Below are 19,070 nucleotides of genomic sequence, written 5' to 3' on the forward strand. Positions count from 1 at the left end.
CCCCAACGTGAGCCCGCGCAAAAATAATAACGAGGCAATAACGATGACCGATGTACGTACACCTGCTGCCGAAAATCCTGTTGAGGTAGAAAACACCGTAACAACCGGCTGGACCAAGCACGACACCACTTGGATGCTCGGCCTCTATGGCACCGCCATCGGCGCAGGCACTTTGTTCCTGCCGATCAACGCCGGCGTCGGCGGCTTCTGGCCACTGATCGTGCTGGCGTTGCTGGCCTTCCCGATGACCTTCTTCGCCCACCGTGGGCTGACGCGCTTTGTACTGTCAGGCACATCCGGCGACATCACCGAAGTGGTCGAAGAACATTTCGGCGTCGGTGCAGGCAAGCTGATCACTTTGCTGTACTTCTTTGCGATCTTCCCGATTTTGCTGGTGTACAGCGTCGCGTTGACCAACACCCTGGGCAGCTTTATGGAACACCAACTGCACATGACACCGCCGCCCCGGGCGATCCTGTCGCTGGTGCTGATCCTGGGTTTGATGGCGATTGTGCGCTGTGGCCAGGGCGTGATCGTCAAGGCCATGAGCGTGCTGGTGTACCCGTTCGTCGCCGCCTTGCTGTTGCTTGCGCTCAGTCTGATTCCCAACTGGAACGGCGCGTTTTTCGCTTCTGCCAGTGAGGGCATGCCGCTGCCCGTGTTCTTCAAGACCCTGTGGCTGGCGATCCCCGTGATGGTGTTCTCGTTCAACCATTCGCCGATCATCTCCGCGTTCGCCGTCGACCAGAAACGCGTGTACGGCCCGCTGGCCGAGCGCAAAAGCAGCGGCATCCTCGCCACAGCCCACGGCATGATGGTGCTGACGGTGATGTTCTTCTGCTTCAGCTGCGTGCTGGCTCTGTCCCCGGCGGACCTGGCAGCAGCAAAGGCGCAGAACATTTCGATCCTGTCGTACCTGGCCAACCACTTCCAAACCCCTGTGATCGCTTACGCCGCGCCGTTGATCGCGCTGGTGGCCATTACCAAATCCTTCCTTGGCCACTACATCGGCGCCAGCGAAGGCTTCCAGGGCTTGATCGTCAAATCTCTGCGCGGGCGTAACCGCTCCCTGTCGTCCAAGTGGCTGGAACGCAGCACCGCCCTATTCATGGTGCTGACCTGCTGGGCCGTGGCCACCTTCAACCCAAGCATCCTGGGCATGATCGAAACCCTGGGCGGGCCGATTATCGCGTGCCTGTTGTTCCTGATGCCGATGTACGCGATCCAGCGCGTGCCAGCCTTGCGCCAGTATTCGGGCCAGGTGTCGAATGTATTTGTGGTGGTGATCGGCTTGATTGCGCTGTCTGCGATCGTTTTCTCTGTACTGCCCTGAAACAGGTCACCGATTTCAATAACAACCCAAAACAATTGTGGGAGGGGGCTTGCTCCCGATAGCGGTCCTTCAGCCAATAAATACTCGACTGAAGGACCGCTATCGGGAGCAAGCCCCCTCCCACATTGGGATCCCGGTGCCTGGAAAGCCGCTGTACGGCACGCCCCTTGCTGTACAGCTGATGAGGTAAACGGAATTTGTACAACCTCAGCGACGGAGTGGCCGGTGGTCAGGAGACGCGAACTAATCACGACACCGGTCGTCAATGACTGCATGTTCTTATCAGGCGGTAACGCACCATGGACAATCCTTTTCAGATCATCACCGACACCTTCACCCCAAAATACCGCGTCAACCTGAGTATTCAACGGCTCGACGGCAGCATCATGCTCACCCTCTCGAATGAGGATGGCGTGGTGGCCAAGCGCATGATCAGCGCCGCACAACGCAACGACCCGCAACGGCTCAAACGCCTGGTGCAGAGCATCCAGTTCGGCATTGCCATCGAGCAAGGCCACAGCGCCATGGAGATCCTGGCGGTGATGACGGATGGCGATCACAAATTATTGCAGCGACCGCCCACCCGCCCCCTGCCCTTCAGCGTCGGGCTTTAAAGCTCGCCCTTCTCGGTTTCCAGGCTCGCCTCGCCCTTGCGACGCGGGCCTTCGACCTTCACCGACGGGAATGCCGACGAGGCGTAACGCACCACCAGAATCGCGAATGCCAACAGCAAAATCCCACCGCACAGGTAGATGATGCCCACGTCTGGCGGATTGTGGTGGGACACGTTGGAGATCAGCAGACGCGTCAGCGCAGTGATTGCCACGTAGATCAGGAAGCGCACTGGCATGTGGTTGGTCTTGAAATAAATCCCGACCATGGCGCCCAATTCCAGATAGATGAACAGCAGCAAGATGTCATCGATCTTGATGTGTCCGTTCTCCAGCATCCCCAGAAATTCCATCACCGCCGCCCAGGCGGTCACCGCACCAATGGCGAACAGCGCCAGGTAGTGGAACGACTCCACAAACAGATTGCCCAGCGATTCAGCCAGCCCATGGACTTGCTGACGCAGCTTTTCGGCCCAGTTGATTTTCACGAGGGTACTTCCTTAGGTCGATTCGACCGGATAATGCGGGTTGGACGTGACGGTTGTTCTGCATGCAGAAAAAAGGCCAGAGGCAGGGATAAGATGATGGCGGGGTGACATGAGACACGCCAAACCTGTATTTACGGGCTACATTAAAAAACTGCTACCCAAACCACACGGTTTGGCTTACCCTTTTAGCTGTATATAAATACAGTAGTCGCAAAAGACAACTATCGTGAAGGCATGTGAGGTGGTGAATGGCCGTCGAAGTGGTATACCGCAGCAGCCGAGATCTGGAGCGTTTGTTCATGGATAAAGCCGAAGCTGACCGTCATGACAAAATGCTTGAACTCGCTGAGTTGCTGGCAGAAGTGTTGCAAAAAGCCGTGCCGTCCCTGAGCGAGCAGCAGGTGGAAGAAGCCGGGATCTACATGGCGAAGAATCGCGATGTATTTGCCAAGGCGTTCAAGAGCCAGCCGGACGCGTTGTCCGAGTTGCTCAACGCAGCGGCGGAATAAAGTCCGAATTGAACAGGCCCTGAATCAATGATTCAGGGCCTTTTTAATGCCTGATCATCCGTAGAGCAGGCGCTCGGCGAGTTCATCAGCCACACGTGCTGGGGAGCGTTTTTCCGCCTGGGCGTGGGCGTAGATTTCGGTCAGGCGTTTGCCGATGTTGGACAGGTGCGCGGTGATGGTCGGCAGTTCGGCGCCGCTGTGCTTGAGGGCCACATATATCAAGCCACCGGAGTTGATCACATAGTCCGGGGCGTAGAGGATGCCGCGCCCTTCCAGTTGGTCGGCCACTTGCAGGTTGGTCAATTGCGCGCTGGCGGACCCGGCCACGGCGGCGCAGCGCAGTTGCCCGACGCTCGTGCGGTTGAACACTGCCCCAAGGCCACAGGGCGCGAGGATGTCACAGGGCGTGCTGAGCAAGGCGTCGTTGGCGATGGGATGCGCGCCCAGTTGTTCCATGGCCAGTTGCACTTTGCCGTGGTCGATGTCGCTGACCAGCAATTCAGCGCCGGCGGCGTGAAGTTGTTCAGCCAGTGCGTAACCGACGTTGCCCAGGCCCTGGATCGCCACGCGCAGCCCTTCAAGGTTGTCGCTGCCCAGGCGGGCCATGGCAGTGGTGCGAATACCGGCGAACACGCCCATGGCCGCATGGGGCGATGGATCGCCTGCGGCGGTGGTGCTGGTAACGAAGCGAGTGTGCTGGGCGATGCAATCCATATCGGCCACCGAGGTGCCACTGTCGACAGCGGTGATGTAGCGGCCGTCGAGTTGTTCCACGCAACGCCCAAAGGCTTCAAACAGCGCCGCACGGTTTTCCACATGGGCGGGGCGCAGGATGACCGCGGTGCCGCCACCCACCGGCAACCCGGCCAGGGCGGCCTTGTAGCTCATGCCCTGGGCCAGCCGCGCAGCATCGGCCACGGCGCTTTCGTCGTCGGGGTAGGCGATATAACGACAGCCGCCCAAGGCAGGCCCCAGGCGGCTGTTGTGAATGGCGATGACCGCCTTGAGCCCCGTGACCGGGTCGACGCTCAGGTGCAGCGATTCAAGGCGGGTGCTGTGCATGAGAGCAAACATCGTCAAGCTCCCGAATCACTTCTGGTGTCGCCAAGTATAGGCTTGCGGTAGAAAACTGCCGAAGTGCACTGGAATAAGCCGCCCGGTTTTGCAGGGCTTGCGACATAAGCGCGCGGGAAATTTCTTAAGGCACTGGACGAATATTCCCAGCAAGGCTAAAACGAGGGCATCCGCCGGAGAAAGCAATGAAGCCCCGCCAAGCCTTTTTCGCCTGCCTGCAACGTTCGCCGCCGGCGCTGTTCGAAGCGGCGTTATGGATCGCCGCCGAGCACGATCCTTTGGTGAAGCCGCTGGAGATCCTGCAGAACCTGACCTCACTGCAACAACAGATCAGCCTGAGCATGCCCATGTTGCCAGCGGATGAACTGGGTCAACCGCTGCTGCGGTGCATGAATGACCTGGGGTTCGCCCAGGATGACTTCACACCGCTGCGCCCCGCCGCCGCCCTGCTGGACAAGGTGCTACAGCGCAAACGCGGGCAGCCCTTGGCCATGGGGTTGATTGCCATGGAGTTGGCACGACGCCTGGATATTCCGATGGTTGGCGTCAATTTCCCTGGGCACTTCCTGTTGCGGGTGCCCGGTGCCGATCACCTGCTGGACCCGTGCGGCGGCCGACGCCTGTACCCCAACGATTGCCGAGAGCTGCTGCAACGCCAATATGGCCCCAACCTCACGTTGCAGGCCGACCACCTGCACACCGCCGATCCGCGTTCGATCCTGCAAAGGCTTTCGCGCAACCTGCGCCAATTGCATCTCTCCAACGACAACCCGCTGGCCGCCCTGGTAGACGCCGAGCGCGTGCTGGAACTGGGCAGCGCCAACGCCGCCGACTATCTCGCGCGGGCCAGTCTGTATCAACGCCTGGACTGCCCCAACGCCGAGCGCTTTGACTTGGAACACGCCCTGATGCTCAGCGAAGACCCGATCCAACGCCTGCGCCTGACCGAGCGCCTGGGGCACCTGCCGCCCAACTCAGTGGTGCATTGAATAGCGTGACCATCGGGAGAATCCTCAGTGATTCGCCGGCGCTTTCAGAATATCGCCAGGCAGGGGGCTTACAGGCGCATCGCGCCCTGGCGAACGCACCTGAATAATCAACAATGCCGCCATCACAGCCGGAATCGCGCAAAAGAAGAAAATCTGCTGCACCGGAATATGCATCGCCAGCAACATGCTGCCAAACAGCGGCCCCAGGATCGAGCCGAAACGCCCCACGCCCAACGCCCAGCCCGTACCGGTGGCGCGCACGTGTGCGGGGTAGAAATTGCTGGCGAAGGCATTGAGGGTCAGTTGCCCACCGATGATGCAGAACCCGGCCGCAAACACCCAGGCCACCAGGTAGCGCGGGTTGTCGTGGTTCAGCCCCAGCAGAATGGTGCACACCGCCGCTGCCGCCAATACGCCAGACAGCAGGCGCACCTTGCTTTTGAGCCGGTCGGCAAACCAGGCCATACCGATAGCGCCCAAGGTGCCGGCGAACAGAAACATCGACGTCACCAGGTTGGCTTCCTTCAACGCCAGGCCGCTCTCCAACAGCAGCGACGGTAACCAACTGATCATGAAATACAGCAGGATCAGGCTGACAAAAAAGGTCGACCAAATCAGCACGGTCGGACGCGCATAGCCGTTGCGAAACAGCTCCACCACCGTCAGTTTGCTGCCCTGTTCTTGCAGGTTTTCTGCCGCGCTCGCCAGCGGCGGCTGCCAGTCGGGCAGCATACGCCCGGTCACTTTGCGCAATCGCACGTACGGTGGAGCATCCCGCAGCAAGCGCGGCAAGGACTCAGGCAACAGCCACACCAGAAACGGAAACAGCAGCAACGGCGTGACGCCACCGGCCAGGAACACCGCCTGCCAGCCGAAGTTGTCGATAAACCCCGCCGCCACGAACCCACCGGCCGCACCGCCGAACGAGAAACCACACGCCGCCAAGGTCACCATCAAGGTGCGCAGGCGCGGTGGGGAATACTCCGACATCAACGCCATGGCGCTGGGCATCGCACCGCCCATGCCGATACCGCAGATAAACCGCGCAGCCATGAGGGAGGTCAGTGAGTTGGCGAACACCATCAGCAGGGTCAGGCAGGCATAGATCAACACGCAGCCCAGCAGGATGCGCCGCACGCCAAATCGGTCAGCCAGAGGCGTTACCAGCAGCGAGCCCAATGTGAGCCCCAACAGGTTGGCGCTGAACACGGGGCCGAACGCGGCTTTTTCCAATCCCCAATCCGACGCCAGGGCCGGCACCACGTAACCTAGCACCTGGGCATCGTAGCCATCGGTGACCAGTAGCAGCGCCAGCAACAGGAGGATCAACCACTGATAGCGCGACACCGGACGGGCGTCGAGTGCCGCGCGAAAGCTGGCAATCTGATTGTGCATCGCAAGGTACCTGTTTATTTTTATTTGAAGTGACACAAATCCAATGTGGAAGGGGGCTTGCTCCCTCTCACATTGGGTTCTGTGCAAACCTGAACATCACGGGGTATCAGGTTGATTCGCGGGATGGGCCTGAATAAACGCCGGATGCTGCGCCGCCAAGCCGGCCACCCGCCCAATGCGCGGATAAGCCGCCAACGGCACCTTGAAGCGCTCAGCCGCATAGAGCTGGGGAATCAGAAACGCATCCGCCATCCCAGGCTGTTCGCCAAAGCAAAACCCGGTATCGCCAATCAACTGTTCCACCGCGCCCAGCCCCTGGCTGATCCAGTGGCCGATCCACTCCAACACCTTGGCCTCATCGTGCCCCCATTGGCGCAGCAGGTTCTGGGTGCTGGAGTTGTGCAGCGGGTGGATATCACAGCCGATGATCGACGCCACCGCGCGCTCGTGGGCGCGGGTGGCCAGGTCTTTGGAGAGCAGCGGCGCCTGTGGATAACGTTCGTCCAGGTACTCGATGATCGCCGGCGACTGAATCAACAGCTCGCCGTCATCGGTGCGCAAAGCCGGCACACGGCCTTGCGGGTTGATAGCCAGGTACTCCGGCTGACGATTGGCACCGCCTGCCGGGGCCAACAGGTTCACCGGTATCGCCGTGAAATCCAGGCCCTTGAGGGCCAAAGCGATACGCACCCGGTACGACGAAGTGGAACGATAGTAGGTATAGAGTTCCATCACCCTGCCCTCTTAACGTGCGGCGACCACAGTGCCACGGCATTCGCCGAAGCCGATGGAGGCGAACCCTTCGCGGGTGCAACGGGCACGCAGGATGACTTCATCACCATCCTCTAGGAACCTGCGCACTTCGCCCGACGGCAATTCGATGACCTTCTTGCCGCCTTCGGTCATCTCCAGGAGGCTGCCGAACTGCCCGGCCTCAGGGCCGGACAAAGTGCCGGAACCGAACAGATCACCCGCCTGCAACTGACAGCCGTTGACGCTGTGGTGTGCCACCAACTGCGCGACGGTCCAGTACATATGCAGGCTGTTGCTCAGGGCCAGGCGATGGGCCGGCAATTTCTGTTCGCGCATGGCAGCGGTGGTCAGCAGCACTTCCAGTTCGATATCCAGCGCACCGGCTGCCTGATCACGTTTATCCAGCAAGTACGGCAGTGGTTGCGGGTCGCCCTCGGGACGAGCGGGTTGCGCCTTGCGGAACGGCTCCAGCGCTTCGGCCGTGACGACCCAGGGCGAAATCGTGGTGATGAAGCTTTTCGACAGGAACGGCCCCAGCGGCTGGTATTCCCAGGCCTGAATGTCCCGCGCGGACCAGTCGTTGAGCAGGCAGAAGCCGGCGATGTGCTCGGCGGCATCGCCGATGGCAATCGAGTCGCCCATGGCGTTGCCCTGGCCGATCCAGATGCCCAGCTCCAGCTCGTAGTCCAACCGTGCACAGGGGCCGAAGGTCGGCTCGGTCTGGCCAGCGGGCAGGGTCTGGCCCTTGGGACGGCGCACATCGGCGCCGGAAGCGCGAATGGTCGAAGCGCGGCCGTGATAACCGATCGGCACGTACTTGTAGTTGGGCAGCAAAGGGTTGTCGGGGCGGAACAGCTTGCCGACGTTCTGCGCGTGCTCGATGCCTACATAAAAGTCGGTGTAGTCGTTGATCCGGGCCGGCACATGCATCTGGCAATCGGCGGCAAGGTGCAGCACCTGCGCCTCACGCGCTTGCAGCGGGCTGCCTTCACCGAGCAACTCCAACAGGCGTTCCCGCAGGGCAACACGCGGGCCACGGCCCAGTTCGAAAAACGCGTTCAACTGCCCGCCCGCTGTCGCTTCAACCGCTCGGCGTGCCTCACCTTCAAATGCATCCAAAGCGGCCTGCAGGTCGAAAATATAGTCGCCAATCGCCACGCCACTGCGGGGGGCCGAACCGTTGATGCTGAACACGCCCAATGGCAGGTTCTGCAGTGGAAAGTCGCGGTGACCGTTGGCGCAGGCCACCCAGCTGCGGGTAGAAGTGGGCTGAGTCATGGGTTATCTCCGGTTCGGGTTGAAGGTGTTGGGCAGCGAGGCCCAGCACGCGTCGTAAGCAGGTTGTAGTTGCGGGCAGTCCAGGGCGAACTGAGTGGGACGCAGCACTTGGCTGGTCTCGAACATGAAGGCCATGGTGTTATCGATCTTGTGCGGCGCCAACTCGACGTTGATGGCCTTGGTGCAGGTCTCGCCGTCCGGACCGTGAGCGCTCATGCAACTGTGCAGTGACGCCCCGCCCGGCAGGAAGCCTTCGGCCTTGGCGTCGTAGGCGCCCTGGATCAGGCCCATGTATTCGTTCATCAGGTTGCGGTGGAACCACGGCGGACGGAAGGTGTTTTCGGCCACCATCCAGCGTGGCGGGAAGATCACGAAGTCGAGGTTGGCCAGGCCGTGCACGCTAGTAGGCGAGGTCAACACGGTAAAGATCGACGGGTCCGGGTGATCGAAACTCACGGTGCCGATGGTATTAAAGCGGCGCAGGTCGTATTTGTACGGCACGTTGTTACCGTGCCAGGCGACCACGTTCAGCGGTGAATGGTCGAGTTCACAGGCCCACAGTTCACCGAGGAATTTCTGAACCAGGGTTGTAGGCTGCTTCAGGTCTTCGTAGTGGGCAACCGGAGTGAGGAAGTCGCGTGGGTTGGCCAGACCGTTGCTGCCAATTGGGCCAAGGTCCGGCAGACGCAGCGGCGCGCCGTGGTTTTCCGCCACATAACCGCGTGCGTGCGCATCCAGCAGTTCAACGCGGAATTTAAGACCGCGCGGCAACACCACGATTTCCAGCGGCTCAACATCCAGCACACCGAGTTCGGTGGCGACACGCAAGCGGCCCTGCTCGGGGACGATCAACAGTTCGCCATCAGCATTGAAGAACACGCGTTCCATCGACCGGTTGGCACGGTAGGTGTAGATGCTGATGCCTGAAGGCTTTTCTGACCCGGAGTTAGCCACCATCCCAACAAGGCCGTCGATGAAGTCCGTCGACTCACTCGGAATATCCAGCGGGTTCCAGCGCAGACGATTGGGCGTCACCGCGCCCAACGAGCCACCGGCCAGTTGCCGTTCCAATTTGACGAACGCCGGGTGATTGGCCGACGGCTGGATGCGGTACAGCCAAGTGCGGCGGGCTTCGCTGCGCACCATGGTGAAGGCAGTGCCGGAGAACAGTTCGGTATACAGCCCGTAGGGCGCTTTTTGCGGGGCGTTCTGGCCGACCGGCAAGGCGCCGGGAAGTGCTTCGCTGGCGAATTCATTGCCGAAGCCCGAAAGGTATTCGAGGTTCATGGAGCATCCTCTGTACGGAAGTTGTTTTTATCGTAATCGAGTTACGCATAACGTAATTTGATCACTATCGACCGTCAAGCTATAAAGACGCCCATTCATCTCTCGGATCCTCGCCCTTCCATGGAAAAGCCTCGCGACACAGGTAAACAAAAAGTCCGCTCGGCCGAAGTGGGCACCGATATCCTCAAGGCCCTGGCCGAGTTGTCGCCCGCCACGTCGCTGTCGCGCCTGGCCGAACATGTGCAAATGCCGGCAAGCAAAGTTCACCGCTACCTGCAGGCGTTGATCGCGTCGGGTTTTGCCGAACAGAACACCGCCACTAACCACTATGGCCTGGGCCGCGAAGCGCTGCGGGTGGGCTTGGCGGCGCTGGGCAGCATGGACGTGCTGAAAGTCGGCGCGATGCCCCTGGCCGAGTTGCGCGACGACTTGAATGAAACCTGCTTTTTAGCGGTGTGGGGCAACCAGGGCGCGACCGTGGTGCACATCGAACCGGCGGTGCGTGCGGTTACGGTGGTGACGCAGTTGGGCTCGGTATTGCCGCTGCTCAGTTCGTCCACCGGACTGGTGTTCAGCGCGTTCCTGCCAACGCGGGAAACCGTGGAATTGCGCGAGCGTGAGATCCAGGCCGGTATCGCCCATGCCCTGGCGGACGACCAAACCTACGCAACCACCTGCGAGCAGATCCGCAGCCGTGGCCTGCACTTTGTGCATGGCCTGCTGATGCCGGGGGTGGACGCGCTGTCAGCGCCGGTGTTCAACGCGGTCGGGAACGTGGCGGCGGTGATGACCGTGGTCGGCCCCACCTCGCTGTTCCACGCCGACGAAGATGGCCCGGCGGCGCAGCGTCTGCTGGCGGCGACCCAAGCCGTGAGTTGGCGGATGGGCTATCAACCCTGAGCTAGTCGTGCCATTGGGTCAGGGCCTGCACGACACGGTTCTCCAACGCGCGAATGGGCGCGGCGTCACTCACGTAGTTATTGCTGATCATCGAGAACACCAGGCGCCGTCCCTCGGCATCGGTGATATAGCCGCTCAACGATGACACGCCGGCCATGGAGCCGGTCTTGGCGTGCAGGTTGTTTTCAGCTGCGGTGCCGCGCAAGCGATAGCGCAGGCTGCCGCCGGTCATACGGTCGGCGTTGCCGGCAATCGGCAAGGCGTTGTACCAAGCCTCGAACCACGGTTGTTTCGCGGTCCCGATCAGCAGGTCCGTGAGGTTCTGCGACGACACCAGGTTACGCCGCGACAAGCCCGAGCCGTCCACCTGGACCAGCGTCGACGGGTGCATGCCCTGGCGTTTCATAAACGCCGCTACCGCTGCCACACCCGCCTGCGCTGTGCCCGCGTTGGCGGTCTTGCGCCCCATGGCTTTGAGCAACGCCTCGGACATGTTGTTGTTCGAGAGTTTGAGTAGTGGCGTGATCAGTGCCTGCAACGGTGCCGACTGATGCTCCGCCAGCACCCTGGCCGTCGCCGGGCTTGCACCGCCAATCACCCTGCGCCCCATCACCTGGATGCCCTGCTGCGCCAATGCCTGCTCGAACAGATTGGCCACCAGTTGCGTCGGCTCCCACACACTGACCCACTGCCGGCTTTGTTTGCCCGGCGCCAGCGCTCCAGTGAGTTGCAGCACGTTGGTGCCGTGCTGACGAGTGATGCCATAGCTGTTGCCGGGGCCGCTGATGGCGCGGTTACTGAGTTGTACGTAATCAGTAGGAGGGCTTATAGAAACAGTCACCGGCTGGCCGGAAATGACCGACGCCTTGGCCGTGACGATCAAGGTGCCCGCGTCAAAATCCGTATTGGGCGATACCGTCAGCGCGGAAATCTGCGCACCGTAGTAGGTGCTTTCGTCATCTTGGGCCCAATCAACGCCCAAGCGCTCGGCGTCGAACCAGGTGTCGTCGAACACCAGGTCGCCCTGCACCTGGCGCACGCCCTGGCTCGCAAGTTGGGCGGCCAATGCCTGGTAGTCGGAAAACTGTGTGGTCGGGTCGCCAAGGCCACGCAGGTACAGGTTACCGGTCAGGCGCTCGCCTTGCTGCGAGCCGTCGCTCAACAGTTGCGTGGAGAACCGATACTGGGGCCCCAGCACATCCATTGCCGCCGCCGTGGTCAGCAATTTGAGGTTGGACGCAGGAACCAAGCGTGTGCGCGGGTTGTGCTGATACAGGGTGCTGCCACTGCGGGCGTCGCGCACCATCAGGGAGACGGTGGCGCCGTTGAGGACAGGATCGGCCAGCAGGTGATCCAGTGTTGAAGGCGTGGACGGCGGCGAAACACTCGCACAACCGCCCAGTAAAACGCTCAGACACAGCAGGTGTAGCCATCTTCCAAAGTGCATCAGTACTGTGTTCCGCAAAGCCATTAATGGCCGCAACGCTAACAGCTCCGTACCTTTGTGGCGAGCGGGCTTGCCCCGCGCTGGGTGGCAAAGCCGCCCTTACTAATGCCGCCGCGTTCTTTCAGGAACACCGCAGAGTCTGTTTTGGGACTGCTTCGCAGCCCAACGCGGGGCAAGCCCGCTCACCACAGGAAGCCTGCCCACCACAAGGAGCACACTTGCCATAGGGAGCCCGTCAGGTTTTAGAACTCCAGGGTACTGGACACCGACACCTGCCGCGCATCACCAATGGACACAAACAACCGGCTGGCCGCGGAGGTGTAGTAGGTGCGGTCGAACATGTTCTTCACGTTGAGCTGGAACTTGACCTTCTGCCCTTCGATCTTGGTGTCGTAGGTGGCAAACGCGTCGGCCACGGTGTAACCCGGCAGATCGAAATCGTTGGCGGCGTCGCCGGCGCGTTCGCCGACGTAGCGTGCACCCGTGCCCACGCGCAGTTGATCGCCACCAAAAATGCTGCCGAAGTCATAGGCCACCGACAGCGAGCCGGTGTGCTTGGCCACGTTTTGCAGGCGGTTGCCTTGCAGGGTCGGGTCTTTGTCCTTGATGTCTTCGGCGTCGGTGTAGGCGTAGCTGCCGATCACGCTCCACTTGTCGGTCAACTGGCCGCTGGCATCCAGTTCCAGACCACGGGACCGCACCTGGCCAGCGATGCTGTAGATGGTGTTCGCGAGGGATCCCACCGACACCAGTACGTTGCGCTTGTCGATGTTGAACAGTGCCGCGCTGGCGGTGATGCGTCCTGGAATATCGAGCTTGGCGCCCAACTCCCACGACTTGGATTCTTCTGGCGTAAGGTCACCGGTCAGCGTGCTGCCATCGGCCAGGGCGGCGATGGTGGAGTTGGGTTTGAACGACTCGGTGTAGCTGCCGTAGAACGACAACTCATCGGTGTAGCGATACACCAGCCCCGCACGCGGCACCCAGGCCTGGCCGTTGCCATTGGTGTTGGCCTTGAACGGCACGCCTTTGCCGGCGTATTGGTCGTACATCTGGTAGCGCGCGCCCGCGACAAAAATCCACTGGTCGGTGAGATGAATCGCGTCCTGGAAGAACAGCGAGTCGCTGCGCAACAGGTCGGTCTGGGCGCTGTCGGCGGCGCTGACCGTGGTGCCCGCGACTTCGTTGCCGTACACCGGGTTGTTGTAGTTGAACGTCGTGCGCGAGGCCTGGCGAATCAGGTCGGCGCGGTAAACCTTGCGGTACTCATCGTCCATGCCGAATACCAGATCATTCTGCAGGCCGAACACATTGACCTTGCCTTCCAGGCTGACGGTGGTGAAGCGATCGGTGGTGATCGCGCCCTGAGTGCCGTCCATCTTGCGGGTCAGGGTTCCATCCGTGTTCACCGCGCTGACGCGCACTTGGCTGGCGTCGTAGGTTTCGCGATTCCAGCTGTAGCCGAAGTGGGCTTTCCAGTCGTCGTTCAGGTCGTGGTCGGCTTCGAAGCGGTAAAGGTCGGAGCGGCCTTCCATATTGTTGAACGGTTCATCCAGGCGCCGGGTGGATGGAATGTCCAGCGGATGATTGGACTTGTCGATGGCGGTGCCACGGTCGAACGGCGAGAGAAACTCGCGGTGTTCGTAGGCGAACAAGAGCTGGGTGCTGTCGCCGTACCAGGCCAGGGACGGCGCGACCAAGGTCTCGCGGTGGGTGCCGAAATTGCGCCAGTAGTCTTCGTCTTCATGATCGACGATCAGCCGATAGGCCAGGCCCGAGTCACCGATGGGGCCGGTGGTGTCGAGGCCGCCACCGCTGCCGTTTTTGCCGTTGCCGAAGGTCGAGCCGCGCACGGTCAGGGCAGTGGATTGGGTCAGTTCGGGCTTTTTGCTGACGATGTTCACCACGCCCCCCGGATCCTGGATGCCATACAGCAGCGACGACGGGCCCTTGAGCACTTCGACACGCTCCGCCGTGGCATTCAAGGCGCGGCCCTGCACCACCGGCATGCCGTCACGCATGATCGAGCCGTTACGGTTGTCGCCAAAGCCGCGCAGCATCACGGCGTCCTGGGTGCTGGCCAAGGTGTTGGCCTGGGTGATGCCGCTGATGTTGCCCAGGGCGTCATCCAGGTTGCGTGGGGTCTGGTCGCGCAGCACTTGGGCCGGCACCACGTTGACGGTTTGCGGGGTTTCCAGCAGCAGGGCACGGGAGCGCATCACCGAACTCGTGGGTGGCGGCTGGTAGCTGGTGCTGTCCTGGGTTTGGCCGACGCCACTGATGGTGGTAGCGCCAAGGTTGACTGCGCCATCGGTCGGCACAGGCTCAAGCGCCAACGTGCGGGCGTCTATCTGGCGGAAGGTGAAGCCGGAGTTGCCCAACAAGCGTTGCAGGGCCTGGGTCGCGCTCATCTGTCCGCTCACGGCCGGGGCGCTTAGGCCGTAGGGCGCTTCATCGGTGTAGATCACGCTGATTCCGGTGACCCGGCTGAAATCACTCAGAGCCTGGGGCAGCGGTTTGGCAGCCAGGGCAAACGTGAACTGAGCGCTTTGCTGCTCCTGCGCCTGAGCCACGCAAAGGGGCAGCAAGGCCAACCCCGATACCGCCAATACCGAGGCTCCCAGCCACTGTTTAACCAAACCGCCCGCCGTCGACTTCATGCTGTGAGAACCCGTGTAGAAAACGCTGTTAATGCGAATAGATCGCAGTTTCAAGCACTACACGGATGGGCCACCGGTTTACCTCACGTTTATTTGCAAATATTTTTCTTATTGCGCCTGAATGCGAAAACCAAAGCGCGGGAAGTGCACGTGCACGGTGCCGCCACGCGGGTCGGTGCGGCGCAGGATCAGCTCTTCTCGCCCGGCAAAGAGCAATTCGCCGGCGACCGGGTCGACGCCGTAGTCGATGGCGCCGATGGTCACCTGCTGGCCGGCCTTGAAGCCATTCAAGTCCTCGAACACCTCGTCCGGCAGCGGCGCCGGTGTGGCGTCGCGCGCAATCTCCAACGCCTGCTCGGCAGTCATTTGGCTGGACGTGCCGTGACCAAAACCAAGCACACGCCCCAGCCACGCAGATACGGCCGGATACGCGTCCACCAACGGCGCGGTTACCGGCGTGGCCTTGAGGAACCACAACGGATGGGCCATAGCAAAGTCGGCAATCGACGGCTCGCCAAACAGGAAGTCCCCCGACTCACGCTGCAGTTGCTGCTCCAGCCGCGCCATGATCGCCGGCCATTGGTGCTTGGCCAGCTCAGTCGGCAGCTTGCTCGCGGTGCCGCCACTGAACAGCGCGGCGCGGTCGGCAAGAAACGCCTTGATCGCTTCCGGTGGCAGCTTGCCAAAACGCACCGCCACCGATTCTGGCTGGAACACCAGGCTCACCGCGTGGGCAAACACCACGCTGTCGGCCCAGGTGGCGAAGGTTTGGGTGATCATTTCCTGGCCCAGTGGGAACAGCGCCGGCGCAGCTTTTTCCTGCTCAAGGCGACGGGCAATCAAGGCGGTGTCGCAATAGATATCGGCGCCCACTTGCAGCACTGGGGTTTTGCGATAGCCACCGGTGAGGGCCGTCAGGTCCGGCTTGGGCATCACCGGCGAGATATGCACCGAATGCCAGGACAAACCTTTGAAACCCAGCAGCAGCCGAGCTTTTTCCGCGAATGGGGAGGTTGGGTAGTGGTGCAGGATGAGTTCAGACATGCCGGGGTCCACTTGGAAAAATGAACCCGCAGCTTAGCGCGCAACGGGCTATGGCGGCGTGATGGGAACCCATCAGTCAGATCAATGAGCCCTGCGCCGCCAAACACTCCTTGGCACTCTTCTTCAGCTTCTTGATCAACCGCTCCTGGCGCAGCGCCTCGCCCTTGCTTGCGCATTGCTCGGTGTATACCAGCGCCACGGCCGGGCTGGACAGGAAGAACCGCGCGCCCTTGCCGCTCTGGTGCGTGGCGAAGCGGCGCAGCGGATCATTGCTGATGCCGCAATACAGCGAGCCATTGGCGGCGCGCACCAGGTAGACGAACCAGGGCTTGGGTGAAGGAAGATCAGTCACAGGTCATGTCGGCAAGCGAGAGGAGCGCCAATCTTATCAACGCCCGGCCTGAAATGCCTTGAGGCCTTTGCGTGCTTGGGCGCGGACGGCATTTTTCAAGGCCGGCGACCAGCCCAGCAACAGGCCCTTGATGCCCAACGCCTGGCGCGACCAGCGCCACAGGTCGAAGTGGTCGTGGTGCTCACAGATCTTGCCGTCGCGGAACACGAACCGCGCGCCGATATCGTTGACCACGGTGTTGCCGGTGGCACTGAACAGGTAAGTCGCCACCCAATGCGCACTGCCGGTGGCGTCATCGCTGCGTACATGGTCGAACGTCAGGGAGAAATCCTTGGCCCGCGTGGTCAGCATGCGCCACATGTCGCCCGCATCACGGCCGCGCAATTCGCCGAAGGCCGGGTCGCTGAACACAACGTCGTCGGTGTAGCAGGCGGCCATGGCCTCGGCGTCCAGGCGCTGGAAGGCGCTGTAAAACTCAGTAATCAAGGCGTTGTGGGCATCACTCATGGGCAGCTTCCAAACCTGGGGTTGTAGGCCGCTCAAGATAGTCTGCGCACCGGCAAAACTCTATCGGCATTTGCACAGGTGATGACGGCCCAAATCCTAGGGCACCATGCCGCAGCTGCGGGCGTAGGCGAACAGATCGACGTCGGTGGAAATGCACAGCCGGCTCATGGCCGTGCTTTTCTGTTTACTGATCGTGGAAATACTGCGATTGACCCGCGCCGCGATCTGGCTGACGGTCATGCCGCTGGCGAGCATGCGCACCACTTCGCGTTCCTTGCTCGACAATTGCGGCTGTTGCGACTGATCCCCCGTGCCAGCCTCCTCCATCTGCGCGCGCAGGCATTCACTGGCGAAGGTCTGGCCCTTGATCACGGTGCTGATCGCAACCGGCAGCTCCCGGGCCGACGCGCTCTTGGCGACGATCGCCCGCGCGCCATGGACGAACGACGCACGCAGCGTCGCGACATTGGCAAACATCGTGACCAGGATCACCGGCAAATCCGGATACTGGCGGCGTAACAGGCCCAGCAGTCCGTAACCGTCCGCCTGCTGACCGCCCGGCATGGCGAAGTCGGTCACCAGCACATCACAGGCGACGGTCTCCAATAACCGGAGCAATTCATCGGGCCCATCGGCCTCGCCAACCACTTTGCATTTACCGCCCGCCTCAATCACCACCCGTTGGCCGATACGCACAATGGGATGATCGTCGGCAACAATTACACGAAGCATAAATACCCACGAATGATGGCAAAATGAATTCGCGCAAAAATACCCCTGTCCAAGCGGCTCAACAACTACCTGACGCGACACGTTTCGGACCGCGCCCAGCAATTGATAGCCAATAACTTCATGCCTACAACATAAAAAGAAATTACCTACATCCAAAACCTAGTACACATCCGAACAGCATCTTGCGAACTTCCAGGCAGCACTATTCATAACCGACTCAGATAACGGATGTAGACATGCAAGTTGCGCTGAAACGCTTGCAAATGCGGGGTACTGGCCAAGACGCCTCGGGCTTTGACATGCGCGATCAGTTGCTCGCCACTCAATTCCAGGTCCGCGCCCCCCACGAACGCCAGACTCCCCACCAAACGGTGCAGGCGCTCTACCACCAATGGCGCATCGGCGCTGGCCCGGGCCTGGTCAAGCAAAGCGTCATCTTCCCGTGCTTCATTGATCAGGCTCACCAGCACGCGGTTCACCACCTCATCACTGCCGAAAATCTCGATCAGGCTGCTGCGTGTCGGCCAGGCGGTATGGCGCGCACCATCAGCGGGGCCCTCCATCAACGGTGGCGAGAGTAAAGGTGTCAACTTCAGGACAGGTACTGGATTAAAAAATACCCTTGTCACCAGACTCACCTCAATGCGCTTACATTAATTTTCAAGCCCATGGGTTCTCGGCACACATCGTGAGTGGGTGAAAGGCTTTAACAGCCAACCGAGAACAACGTGCGACACTTGCGTGACACTCACATGACCATTAATAAGCAGCGACAAATAACGGTTTACCTATGAACCTGGCGATACAACAACTACGAAAAACACCAACTTTCCTACAAATTTGATCATTAATTCCCACGCACTTAGGTAGGAATAACGCCGGCCAGGATTGTCGTAAAAGTTGTATTTCCCCGCCCCCGCCCGGCAGCTAAATTGCCGTCACCCCGCAAAGAGGGAATGGACTTGCTGCCACCGGCGAGCCCAATCAAACACAACCAGCCGCCCTGATCATCGTCCTCCTTGAAAGATCGGACGATGCCGTGTGCGCGCCTTTATCAGCCAGCCCTGTAGTGGAATGTATTGAAATGAACAAATCCCTGACCCTGTTGAGCTCTGTCCTGCTGCTCGCCAATGCGCTGCCGACGTTTGCCGCCAGCAGCGTGGACATGACAGTAACGGGCGTAATCACGCCCAGCGCCTGTACGCCCAGCCTGCCGGGAGCTGTCGATTTCGGAAAGATCTCAGCCAAAGACCTGAATGCCGACGCCCAAACCCGGCTTCCTGACCAAACCATAAAACTGTCGGTCAGTTGTGAGGGTTCGACACTGTTTGCCATCACGCCCTTCGACAACCGCACCGGTTCCTCTACCCAAAACAGTGCTTTTGGCCTGGGCCTGATCAACGACACCGAGAAACTGGGCAGGTATTACCTGAGCATGCGCAACCCTGTGGCCGACGTCGCCTCAACCTTGCTGAGTTCGCGCGGCGAAGGTCGCTGGGGAGAGCTGTATGACGACGATGCGGTTGTGCCTAACGCCTTGATCGCACTGGGTAGCTTCGACGCTACCAACGGCTGGCTGCCGCACCCACTGCAAGACATGAGTGTGGAAGTGGTGCTCAACACCGCCATCGCGCCGGCCAAATCTCTAACACTCACCAACGAGGTGCAGTTGGATGGTTCGGCGACCTTTGAAGTGAAGTACCTGTAACGC

The 19,070-nt window shown here is 60.8% G+C and carries 19 protein-coding genes; 6 read left to right on the forward strand and 13 right to left on the reverse strand.

Features of this window, described 5'->3' with window-relative positions:
- Positions 1–43: 43 nt before the first annotated feature.
- A complete protein-coding gene (locus ACKZ62_RS23250) occupies positions 44–1,333 on the forward strand; it encodes a serine/threonine transporter (protein ID WP_095183902.1) in 1,290 nt (429 codons plus the stop codon).
- Positions 1,334–1,632: 299 nt separating this feature from the next.
- Complete coding sequence (locus ACKZ62_RS23255; RefSeq protein ID WP_032886408.1) at positions 1,633–1,947, forward strand: DUF3509 domain-containing protein; 315 nt, start codon at positions 1,633–1,635, stop codon at positions 1,945–1,947.
- Here ACKZ62_RS23255 and ACKZ62_RS23260 read toward each other — a convergent pair.
- Positions 1,944–2,432: a phosphate-starvation-inducible protein PsiE gene (locus tag ACKZ62_RS23260; RefSeq protein WP_057724703.1), complete on the reverse strand. Its 489-nt coding sequence runs from the start codon at positions 2,430–2,432 to the stop codon at positions 1,944–1,946. The genes ACKZ62_RS23255 and ACKZ62_RS23260 overlap by 4 nt on opposite strands.
- Before the next feature lie 248 nt (positions 2,433–2,680).
- On the opposite strand from ACKZ62_RS23260, the gene ACKZ62_RS23265 reads away from it, so the two are divergent.
- The gene (locus ACKZ62_RS23265; RefSeq protein ID WP_003171979.1) at positions 2,681–2,941 is read left to right on the forward strand and encodes a YebG family protein; all 261 of its coding nucleotides are present in this window, start codon (positions 2,681–2,683) and stop codon (positions 2,939–2,941) included.
- 54 nt (positions 2,942–2,995) lie between these two features.
- Here ACKZ62_RS23265 and ACKZ62_RS23270 read toward each other — a convergent pair whose 3' ends face one another.
- On the reverse strand, positions 2,996–4,015 hold the full coding sequence (locus tag ACKZ62_RS23270) for a Glu/Leu/Phe/Val dehydrogenase family protein (protein WP_032886406.1): 1,020 nt from the start codon (positions 4,013–4,015) through the stop codon (positions 2,996–2,998).
- A gap of 185 nt (positions 4,016–4,200) precedes the next feature.
- Between ACKZ62_RS23270 and ACKZ62_RS23275 the strand changes: the two genes are divergently transcribed.
- Positions 4,201–5,004 (forward strand): SirB1 family protein, encoded by an 804-nt coding sequence (locus ACKZ62_RS23275; RefSeq protein WP_032886404.1) that lies wholly within the window; start codon positions 4,201–4,203, stop codon positions 5,002–5,004.
- A gap of 24 nt (positions 5,005–5,028) precedes the next feature.
- Here the strand turns inward: ACKZ62_RS23275 and ACKZ62_RS23280 are convergent, their stop codons facing one another.
- The 4 genes from ACKZ62_RS23280 to hmgA all read right to left on the reverse strand — a co-directional run bounded on the left by ACKZ62_RS23280 (position 5,029) and on the right by hmgA (position 9,717).
- Positions 5,029–6,399, reverse strand: coding sequence for an MFS transporter (locus ACKZ62_RS23280; protein WP_447095881.1), 1,371 nt, complete (start codon positions 6,397–6,399; stop codon positions 5,029–5,031).
- A 96-nt stretch (positions 6,400–6,495) separates the two neighbouring features.
- Positions 6,496–7,131, reverse strand: coding sequence for a maleylacetoacetate isomerase (maiA, locus tag ACKZ62_RS23285; RefSeq protein ID WP_095183901.1), 636 nt, complete (start codon positions 7,129–7,131; stop codon positions 6,496–6,498).
- A gap of 12 nt (positions 7,132–7,143) precedes the next feature.
- On the reverse strand, positions 7,144–8,430 hold the full coding sequence (gene fahA / locus ACKZ62_RS23290) for a fumarylacetoacetase (RefSeq protein ID WP_099601174.1): 1,287 nt from the start codon (positions 8,428–8,430) through the stop codon (positions 7,144–7,146).
- 3 nt (positions 8,431–8,433) lie between these two features.
- Positions 8,434–9,717: a homogentisate 1,2-dioxygenase gene (gene hmgA / locus ACKZ62_RS23295; RefSeq protein ID WP_095183900.1), complete on the reverse strand. Its 1,284-nt coding sequence runs from the start codon at positions 9,715–9,717 to the stop codon at positions 8,434–8,436.
- A 120-nt stretch (positions 9,718–9,837) separates the two neighbouring features.
- Here hmgA and ACKZ62_RS23300 point away from each other — a divergent pair, with 120 nt between their 5' ends.
- Positions 9,838–10,617 carry an IclR family transcriptional regulator gene (locus tag ACKZ62_RS23300; protein WP_032886396.1) on the forward strand — a complete coding sequence of 260 codons (780 nt, stop codon included), beginning with the start codon at positions 9,838–9,840 and terminating at the stop codon, positions 10,615–10,617.
- 1 nt (position 10,618) lies between these two features.
- Here the strand turns inward: ACKZ62_RS23300 and dacB are convergent, their stop codons facing one another.
- The 7 genes from dacB to ACKZ62_RS23335 all read right to left on the reverse strand — a co-directional run bounded on the left by dacB (position 10,619) and on the right by ACKZ62_RS23335 (position 17,922).
- Complete coding sequence (gene dacB, locus ACKZ62_RS23305; protein WP_447095882.1) at positions 10,619–12,064, reverse strand: D-alanyl-D-alanine carboxypeptidase/D-alanyl-D-alanine endopeptidase; 1,446 nt, start codon at positions 12,062–12,064, stop codon at positions 10,619–10,621.
- Between the two features lie 242 nt (positions 12,065–12,306).
- A complete protein-coding gene (locus tag ACKZ62_RS23310) occupies positions 12,307–14,724 on the reverse strand; it encodes a TonB-dependent siderophore receptor (RefSeq protein WP_447095883.1) in 2,418 nt (805 codons plus the stop codon).
- Positions 14,725–14,832: 108 nt separating this feature from the next.
- Entirely contained in the window at positions 14,833–15,768 is a 936-nt protein-coding gene (locus ACKZ62_RS23315) for a glutathione S-transferase family protein (RefSeq protein WP_032886394.1), read from the reverse strand.
- A 76-nt stretch (positions 15,769–15,844) separates the two neighbouring features.
- A complete protein-coding gene (locus ACKZ62_RS23320; protein ID WP_447095884.1) occupies positions 15,845–16,120 on the reverse strand; it encodes a GIY-YIG nuclease family protein in 276 nt (91 codons plus the stop codon).
- Between the two features lie 36 nt (positions 16,121–16,156).
- Positions 16,157–16,627, reverse strand: coding sequence for a nuclear transport factor 2 family protein (locus tag ACKZ62_RS23325; RefSeq protein WP_447095885.1), 471 nt, complete (start codon positions 16,625–16,627; stop codon positions 16,157–16,159).
- A gap of 96 nt (positions 16,628–16,723) precedes the next feature.
- Positions 16,724–17,359 (reverse strand): response regulator, encoded by a 636-nt coding sequence (locus ACKZ62_RS23330; protein WP_447095886.1) that lies wholly within the window; start codon positions 17,357–17,359, stop codon positions 16,724–16,726.
- 206 nt (positions 17,360–17,565) lie between these two features.
- On the reverse strand, positions 17,566–17,922 hold the full coding sequence (locus ACKZ62_RS23335; RefSeq protein WP_050442825.1) for a hypothetical protein: 357 nt from the start codon (positions 17,920–17,922) through the stop codon (positions 17,566–17,568).
- Between the two features lie 521 nt (positions 17,923–18,443).
- Here ACKZ62_RS23335 and ACKZ62_RS23340 point away from each other — a divergent pair.
- Positions 18,444–19,067 (forward strand): DUF1120 domain-containing protein, encoded by a 624-nt coding sequence (locus ACKZ62_RS23340; protein WP_122680330.1) that lies wholly within the window; start codon positions 18,444–18,446, stop codon positions 19,065–19,067.
- Positions 19,068–19,070 lie beyond the last annotated feature (3 nt).

Source organism: Pseudomonas sivasensis (assembly GCF_052938085.1).

Excerpts from the sequence above, each read along its gene's own strand:
- hmgA (WP_095183900.1), bottom strand. The coding sequence starts at position 9,717 with ATGAACCTCGAATACCTTTCGGGCTTCGGCAATGAATTCGCCAGCGAA.
- dacB (WP_447095882.1), bottom strand. The coding sequence starts at position 12,064 with ATGCACTTTGGAAGATGGCTACACCTGCTGTGTCTGAGCGTTTTACTG.
- ACKZ62_RS23315 (WP_032886394.1), bottom strand. The coding sequence starts at position 15,768 with ATGTCTGAACTCATCCTGCACCACTACCCAACCTCCCCATTCGCGGAA.
- ACKZ62_RS23265 (WP_003171979.1), top strand. The coding sequence starts at position 2,681 with ATGGCCGTCGAAGTGGTATACCGCAGCAGCCGAGATCTGGAGCGTTTG.
- ACKZ62_RS23340 (WP_122680330.1), top strand. The coding sequence starts at position 18,444 with ATGAACAAATCCCTGACCCTGTTGAGCTCTGTCCTGCTGCTCGCCAAT.
- maiA (WP_095183901.1), bottom strand. The coding sequence starts at position 7,131 with ATGGAACTCTATACCTACTATCGTTCCACTTCGTCGTACCGGGTGCGT.
- ACKZ62_RS23330 (WP_447095886.1), bottom strand. The coding sequence starts at position 17,359 with ATGCTTCGTGTAATTGTTGCCGACGATCATCCCATTGTGCGTATCGGC.
- ACKZ62_RS23255 (WP_032886408.1), top strand. The coding sequence starts at position 1,633 with ATGGACAATCCTTTTCAGATCATCACCGACACCTTCACCCCAAAATAC.
- ACKZ62_RS23250 (WP_095183902.1), top strand. The coding sequence starts at position 44 with ATGACCGATGTACGTACACCTGCTGCCGAAAATCCTGTTGAGGTAGAA.
- ACKZ62_RS23270 (WP_032886406.1), bottom strand. The coding sequence starts at position 4,015 with ATGTTTGCTCTCATGCACAGCACCCGCCTTGAATCGCTGCACCTGAGC.
- ACKZ62_RS23280 (WP_447095881.1), bottom strand. The coding sequence starts at position 6,399 with ATGCACAATCAGATTGCCAGCTTTCGCGCGGCACTCGACGCCCGTCCG.
- ACKZ62_RS23310 (WP_447095883.1), bottom strand. The coding sequence starts at position 14,724 with ATGAAGTCGACGGCGGGCGGTTTGGTTAAACAGTGGCTGGGAGCCTCG.
- ACKZ62_RS23335 (WP_050442825.1), bottom strand. The coding sequence starts at position 17,922 with ATGGAGGGCCCCGCTGATGGTGCGCGCCATACCGCCTGGCCGACACGC.
- ACKZ62_RS23300 (WP_032886396.1), top strand. The coding sequence starts at position 9,838 with ATGGAAAAGCCTCGCGACACAGGTAAACAAAAAGTCCGCTCGGCCGAA.
- fahA (WP_099601174.1), bottom strand. The coding sequence starts at position 8,430 with ATGACTCAGCCCACTTCTACCCGCAGCTGGGTGGCCTGCGCCAACGGT.
- ACKZ62_RS23325 (WP_447095885.1), bottom strand. The coding sequence starts at position 16,627 with ATGAGTGATGCCCACAACGCCTTGATTACTGAGTTTTACAGCGCCTTC.
- ACKZ62_RS23275 (WP_032886404.1), top strand. The coding sequence starts at position 4,201 with ATGAAGCCCCGCCAAGCCTTTTTCGCCTGCCTGCAACGTTCGCCGCCG.